This window comes from Bacillus cereus group sp. Bc031 (assembly GCF_027716265.1).
Classification (GTDB): domain Bacteria; phylum Bacillota; class Bacilli; order Bacillales; family Bacillaceae_G; genus Bacillus_A; species Bacillus_A paranthracis.
In genome coordinates this window covers 1-5,884 of sequence record NZ_JAQFUL010000150.1, presented here as the reverse complement: position 1 = coordinate 5,884, position 5,884 = coordinate 1, and the positions used below count along the sequence as shown (strand labels likewise).

Here is a 5,884-nt window from a genome sequence, read left to right as displayed (position 1 = left end):
TTTTCTCTCATTATACAAGAAAGACCCTATAGAATAGACTTTTTTTTAAGTGTCTATTCTATAGGGTACATTTTAAGTCGTTAACTACCTTTTCATTATTGTTGCTCGTTCTTTAATTTTGCATCTAGTACAAACGTGCCAAATGGGATAACTGATGAAACGAATGCCCCAAGTGCCCATAAAATTGATTTACGGTGTACGATTGTTACTTGAATTACTGCGAAGATAAATAAAATAAATAAAACACCGTGAGCCATGCCTGTAATTTTAACAGCTGTTGCAAATCCTGCGAAATATTTTAATGGCATTGCTACAAATAATAGTAGTAGAAAAGAAATCCCCTCAATAAGTCCAATTGCTCTTAATCGTCCGATTGGTGTAGATAACATGTAAAATAGCCTCCCTTAACGTATGCTTGTTTATAGTAAATTTGTATTCTTTTTTAAAATAAAATAGTCTATTTTGTTTCATTATATACAAAAAGAAAGTTTACACTACGAGAATAGTGTAAAGTTCAAAATATAGTCACAAAAGCATGGTAATTTAAATAAAAACCTATTTGAAGTGTTTGACTTCAAATAGGTTTTATGAGTGGAAATATTAAACAAGTGCTCCTTTTTTTAGTACGAACTTCTCTACAACCTTTGCTACACCATCGTTCATATTTGTATCTGTTACATAGTTTGCAATTTCCTTAATATCATCAGGTGCATTGCCCATTGCAACACCAAGACCGGCGAATTCAATCATCGCCTGATCGTTATAGCTATCGCCCATTGCGATAACTTCTTCGCGCTTAATGCCAAGTTTTTGGATTAATTGGTTTAAGCTCGTTCCTTTTGTAACACCGGCTTCAGTAAACTCTAAGAAGAATGGTTTAGAACGCATAACGCTTAATTGTCCTTCTAGTTGTTTTTGTAATTTCTTTTCTACTTCAACAAGGCGTTCAGCTTCTTTATTCATTAATACTTTTACTACAGGCTCTTTAACAGCAGCTTTAAAGTCATCTACTACAACAATAGGCATCCCAGTAATATCGCCCTCGATTTCAGTGTAAGGATTATTTTCTTCTGTTACGATATCATCGCCAATATAAGTATGAATCCATACATCTTCAGTTTTACTAATTTCAAATAAGTTGTGAACGATTTCAGGAGAAAGCGTACTACTAAAGATTTCTTCGTTTGTTTTACAGTTAATAATTTTTGCGCCATTAAAAGATAGAATGAAACTGCCGTATTCTTCTAAACGAAGTTCTTTCGCTACATTGCGCATACCAAACGTTGGACGTCCGGAAGCAAGTACAACTTTTACACCTTGTTCTTGTGCAGTCATTAGAGCTTCTTTCGTACGAGGTGAAATAGTATGGTCGTCACGTAATAAAGTATCATCTAAATCTAAAACAATCATTTTATAAGTCATATTGAAAATTCCCTTCTTTATTTAAATCAAATATATGTTCATGGAGATGTAAGAAATAATAGTAAGACATCGAACCTCTTTAAAAAGAAGTAGATTCATTTTTCTGAGTTTTTTTCTCATCATATTAATTAATAATCATTGGGGATGGACAAAACCCCAATGATTAAATGTTTATTTTATCGTAACAACTCTAAAGGTAGAGTGCAATAATGGAAGTTTTCCAATTTACGATACTTGTTTTGTTGTCGAACGAGAAAATAGTATTTCTAGTAAGATTGCCATTACAGCCCCAAGAACGAGACCATTACTTAGGAATGAAGCTAGAAATGGTGGAAGCGTGGAATATGCTCCTGCTGGAACGAACATAACCCCAATTCCTGTGAAGATTGACAGACCTGCTACTTTAAATAATCGTTCTTTATCCTGTACCGTTTCGTATTCTCGAAAGGCGAGACCGATCATGCTTGCAAATACAGGATAAATGGCAGCATAACCAACTGCAACTGGGATTGCCGCAAAGAATGAAGTGATCTTTGGGAATATACTAACGACAATAATAAAGCTTGACCCTAATATAAATGGGAGGCGTTTATAAATATTAGTTGTTGCAATAAAACCTGCTGATCCAGAAATAGCGACAGGTCCGATAGCCGAAAACAGGCCGCCTAGTAATTGATTGATTCCTGTTATAATACCGGCCTGTTTAAAACGATCTGATGCAGCATTTTCTTCATATTTAGAGACAACCTTTTGTACAACGCGAATACTTGCTAACATATTTGTTAGAAGTAAGAGTGTAACGAAAATGACCGTAATTACCATGTTCCATTCAACACGAGGCATTCCGAAAACAAATAAGGATGGAAAACGGATTATATCTGTCACTGGTGTTATTGGATTAGATAATCCGAAGCATGCGAATAATATCCAGCCGCAAACGATACTGAAAAGAACAGAATATTGTCCGATAATAGGTAGCTTCATGATGAAAAAGGATAGTAAAATAACAATGAGTGAAAGAATAAATACGTTAGGTTGTACTTCTGTATGTTTTCCATCCAGGCCGAACATTCCTTTTAAGAAGGAACCACTAAGTTGTGCAACAAGAAGAAATAAGTACGTTCCAATGACTGTCGGTGTAAAATAGCGAACGAGTTTATCAATAAGTCCAAAAACGCTAAGAATAATACAAATGATACCGCTTAATAAGAAAGCATATTGAAGAACTTTAAGTGTCTCATTGTTTGATCCAAATAATACGACACCTAAACTTGCATATAGGGAGAAAATTCCCCACCAAAGGCCAGCAGGACCTTCTTGAATAGGAAGTTTATGCCCAAATATAGCTTGTAAGAGACCAGCAAAGCCTAGAACAAATAATGTTCTTTGTACGAATGCGATAGCTTCAGCGCCATCAAGACCATAACTAGTTGCGACGCTAATTGGTACAATAAGACTCCCAGCTAAAATAAATAGTGCCCATTGTAAGGCGGAAAGAAATGTTTTCATTATATCAACCTCTTTCATAGATTCCGTATCTAGTATATATGTATTTCATTTCCACTGGCAAAGATTGTAGATAGAGAAAAGAGTTGAAACATGATATGAATGCACGTAAGCAATTATGGATAGCAGTTATATGTATGACTTTTGTTGTAATTTTAGGAACGCTAGGATTTATGACGATTGAAGAGATTAGTTTGTTTCAAGCATTTTGGATGACGATGATTACTGTATTAACTGTTGGATACGGAGATGCCATTCCTGTAACACAGGCAGGAAAAGTTTTTGCGCTCCTTATCATACCGATTGGAGTCGGTATCGTTACGTATGCAATCGGTGTAGTGGCAGCTATGATTATTGAAGGGAATTTATTTCATGCAGTACGGAGGAAGAAGATGGATAAACAAATAGCACAGTTACAAAATCATATTATCGTATGTGGTTGCGGTAGAGTAGGGCTTCAAGTTGTACATGAATTGCAAGAAAAGAAAATTCCATTTGTCGTCGGGGATAAGGATGAAAGCATATTAGAGAAGGAAAAGCTTTTATATGTACATGGAGATGCAACAGAAGACCAAGTGTTACATCATGCTGGGATTTCAAAGGCAGCTGGTTTAGTTGCTATCGTAGCAAATGACGCTGAAAATGTATTTATTACGTTAACTGCAAGAGGATTAAACGATGCAATTAAAATTGTGGCAAGAGCAGAAAAACCAGAAACCGAAGACAAATTAAAGAGGGCTGGTGCAAATAAGGTGATTAATCCATCTAGTATGGCAGGGATTCATATTGCAAAAGGTATTGCGAATCCGCTAACAGTTCATTATATTGATACGGTACTGTATGGCGTGGAGCAGTCATTTGTAATTGAAGAAATTGCAGTAGGTAAGGGCTCTATTTTAGCTAATAAATCATTATTAGAGAGTGATGTTAGAAATCAATTTGATGTAACAATTTTAGCGATTTTGAGAAATGGGAATGTTATACATAATCCAACGGGGCAGGAAAAGTTGCAAGAACATGATATGATAATAGTATTTGGTTCAGTAGAGAAGCTGGGACAATTTGAGAAAGAACTACAAAGTACGAGGTGATAAGGGATGCAAATATCAAGCGATAAGATTTTAAATAAAATGGCGAATGAAATTGCAAAGGCAAAAAGTAGTGAAGGACAAAAATCAAAAGAACATGTATTAGTTGTGCGTGCTTTATGTGATTTATTATTAGATGAGCAAGTTGAATCTTCTACGTATAGAGAGCCACAAGTTCAATCACAAATAATTGGATCACAACCAATCACGATGCAACCAATTGCACCGGTTTCTAATGAGCCAGTATATATAAAAGAAAGTGATGCAAACGGTAATTCTTTATTTGATTTTTAGAGGATAAATCGTTTGGCTTATATGAAAAAATTGCTTATGATAAAAGTAAAAAAGGGGAATTAAGATGAAAATTTTCTTTTTACTAGGTTGTATTGCAGCGGGGCTATCTGTTGCGTTAGGGGCTTTCGGAGCACACGGTTTAGAAAATAAAGTTTCTGCAAAAATGTTAGAGGTTTGGAAAACAGGTGTTACATATCAAATGTTTCATGCAGGTGGACTATTTGTAGTTGCTTTATTGATGGATAAAATTCAATCATCACTTTTAACTACTGCTGGCTGGCTTATGGTAGCCGGGATTATTATGTTTTCAGGTAGTTTGTATGCATTAAGTACGACGGGTATTAAGTTCTTTGGCCCAATTACACCTCTTGGTGGTGTGGCGTTTATTGTGGCATGGATCTTAGTCGGAACTGCAGTTGTAAAAGGATTATAAAAACAAAAGCTGGCATATGCCAGCTTTTTTTATGGTCTTGGAGCATAAGTTGCTTGTTGACCAGGCAAATACGTAATTCTTTCTGGGAATTCTACATAATCTAAGTAAATCATTAGTAGTAAATAACGTTTCCCTGACTCTGGCTCACTAATTATAATATGATCAAGACCAGCTGCTTCGATAATACCTGTATAGGATTGTGTACCGAGTGAACTACCACGCTCATAAGTCATTACAACTGTGGCTTGCTTGCCCTTGTTCAAGCGAAGAATATTTTCAATATATGACTGTTCTAGAGGTAACATACCTTGAGAAACAGCATATTGAGCTTGCGCAGCTTGTTGTTGCATTGCTTGCTGTTGTTGCTGTTGCTGTGGGGTCATTTGTTGCGGTTGTACGTAAGTTCCAGATGGTTGATAGAAACCTGTTCCGTAATACGGATTTTGTTGCTGTGCCATTCAAAAATCCCTCCTTGTTTTCATTCCTTAATATATGCTAGGGCAATCCCCAGCATTTGGCTGGAAGAAGCAGTGCTTTTTGAAGCGACCAGAGTTTTGCTGGTTATACCAAGTTGGTGGGCATGCACCTTCAGGTCTAAAAAACCATAAGGCAAAGTTGGCAGGCCAAAAGCGTTGCCCTTGAATGGTCCGTCTTGCCAGAGCAATATCTTGTTCACGCGCACGCTGATAAAAATATCCTTTTTGCGTTGCTTCGAAACCGCCAGGGTTTTGATAAACCATTTGACGTAAATTACGAATGTTTTTAAAGTCCAAACAATTTCCACGAACGCGATTTACTCCAACATTTCCAACCATTAACATCCCTTGTTGCCCTTCTCCTTCAGCTTCAGCACGCATCAATCTAGCTAATAACTTAACATCTTCTTCGTTATGCGCGATAACGCCCATTATGTGTCACCTCTGTTTTTGGAATACCTTTTGGAAAGAGGTTTATCTCTAGATGAAGTGTGTAACAATTACTAGTTCATACGTATGAGGAAAAAGAGTCAGATATGACAACCAAACGAAGTTTTACATTGGGAATAAAAAATAAAAAAAGCTAGCGTGTAAAATGTACCCTATAGAATAGACACTTAAAAAAAAGTCTATTCTATAGGGTCTTTCTTGTATAATGAGAGAAA

Annotated in this window: 8 protein-coding genes; 3 read left to right on the top strand and 5 right to left on the bottom strand. The window is 36.1% G+C overall.

What is annotated here, in order from left to right:
• Positions 1-95 precede the first annotated feature (95 nt).
• The 3 genes from PDQ33_RS28010 to PDQ33_RS28000 form a co-directional block, all read right to left on the bottom strand.
• On the bottom strand, positions 96-389 hold the full coding sequence (locus PDQ33_RS28010) for a DUF3817 domain-containing protein (RefSeq protein ID WP_000953390.1): 294 nt from the start codon (positions 387-389) through the stop codon (positions 96-98).
• A 211-nt stretch (positions 390-600) separates the two neighbouring features.
• Complete coding sequence (locus PDQ33_RS28005) at positions 601-1,422, bottom strand: Cof-type HAD-IIB family hydrolase (protein WP_270394101.1); 822 nt, start codon at positions 1,420-1,422, stop codon at positions 601-603.
• Between the two features lie 225 nt (positions 1,423-1,647).
• Positions 1,648-2,931: a purine/pyrimidine permease gene (locus tag PDQ33_RS28000; RefSeq protein WP_000847024.1), complete on the bottom strand. Its 1,284-nt coding sequence runs from the start codon at positions 2,929-2,931 to the stop codon at positions 1,648-1,650.
• A gap of 95 nt (positions 2,932-3,026) precedes the next feature.
• On the opposite strand from PDQ33_RS28000, the gene PDQ33_RS27995 reads away from it, so the two are divergent.
• The 3 genes from PDQ33_RS27995 (at position 3,027) to PDQ33_RS27985 (ending at position 4,743) form a co-directional block, all read left to right on the top strand.
• Positions 3,027-4,019 carry a potassium channel family protein gene (locus tag PDQ33_RS27995; RefSeq protein ID WP_270757046.1) on the top strand — a complete coding sequence of 331 codons (993 nt, stop codon included), beginning with the start codon at positions 3,027-3,029 and terminating at the stop codon, positions 4,017-4,019.
• A 6-nt stretch (positions 4,020-4,025) separates the two neighbouring features.
• Positions 4,026-4,310, top strand: coding sequence for a YwdI family protein (locus PDQ33_RS27990; RefSeq protein WP_001167357.1), 285 nt, complete (start codon positions 4,026-4,028; stop codon positions 4,308-4,310).
• Between the two features lie 64 nt (positions 4,311-4,374).
• Complete coding sequence (locus tag PDQ33_RS27985; protein WP_000688322.1) at positions 4,375-4,743, top strand: DUF423 domain-containing protein; 369 nt, start codon at positions 4,375-4,377, stop codon at positions 4,741-4,743.
• Between the two features lie 29 nt (positions 4,744-4,772).
• On the opposite strand, the gene gerQ is transcribed toward PDQ33_RS27985, so the two are convergent.
• Together gerQ and cwlJ are read right to left on the bottom strand one after the other, a co-directional pair.
• On the bottom strand, positions 4,773-5,201 hold the full coding sequence (gene gerQ / locus PDQ33_RS27980) for a spore coat protein GerQ (RefSeq protein WP_270394098.1): 429 nt from the start codon (positions 5,199-5,201) through the stop codon (positions 4,773-4,775).
• Positions 5,202-5,228: 27 nt separating this feature from the next.
• Complete coding sequence (gene cwlJ, locus PDQ33_RS27975; RefSeq protein WP_000538151.1) at positions 5,229-5,651, bottom strand: cell wall hydrolase CwlJ; 423 nt, start codon at positions 5,649-5,651, stop codon at positions 5,229-5,231.
• Positions 5,652-5,884 lie beyond the last annotated feature (233 nt).

What these genes read in the sequence shown, in the direction of transcription:
- PDQ33_RS27985 (WP_000688322.1), top strand. Translation starts at nt 4,375, where the DNA reads ATGAAAATTTTCTTTTTACTAGGTTGTATTGCAGCGGGGCTATCTGTT.
- PDQ33_RS27990 (WP_001167357.1), top strand. Translation starts at nt 4,026, where the DNA reads ATGCAAATATCAAGCGATAAGATTTTAAATAAAATGGCGAATGAAATT.
- cwlJ (WP_000538151.1), bottom strand. Translation starts at nt 5,651, where the DNA reads ATGGGCGTTATCGCGCATAACGAAGAAGATGTTAAGTTATTAGCTAGA.
- PDQ33_RS28005 (WP_270394101.1), bottom strand. Translation starts at nt 1,422, where the DNA reads ATGACTTATAAAATGATTGTTTTAGATTTAGATGATACTTTATTACGT.
- gerQ (WP_270394098.1), bottom strand. Translation starts at nt 5,201, where the DNA reads ATGGCACAGCAACAAAATCCGTATTACGGAACAGGTTTCTATCAACCA.
- PDQ33_RS28010 (WP_000953390.1), bottom strand. Translation starts at nt 389, where the DNA reads ATGTTATCTACACCAATCGGACGATTAAGAGCAATTGGACTTATTGAG.
- PDQ33_RS28000 (WP_000847024.1), bottom strand. Translation starts at nt 2,931, where the DNA reads ATGAAAACATTTCTTTCCGCCTTACAATGGGCACTATTTATTTTAGCT.
- PDQ33_RS27995 (WP_270757046.1), top strand. Translation starts at nt 3,027, where the DNA reads ATGAATGCACGTAAGCAATTATGGATAGCAGTTATATGTATGACTTTT.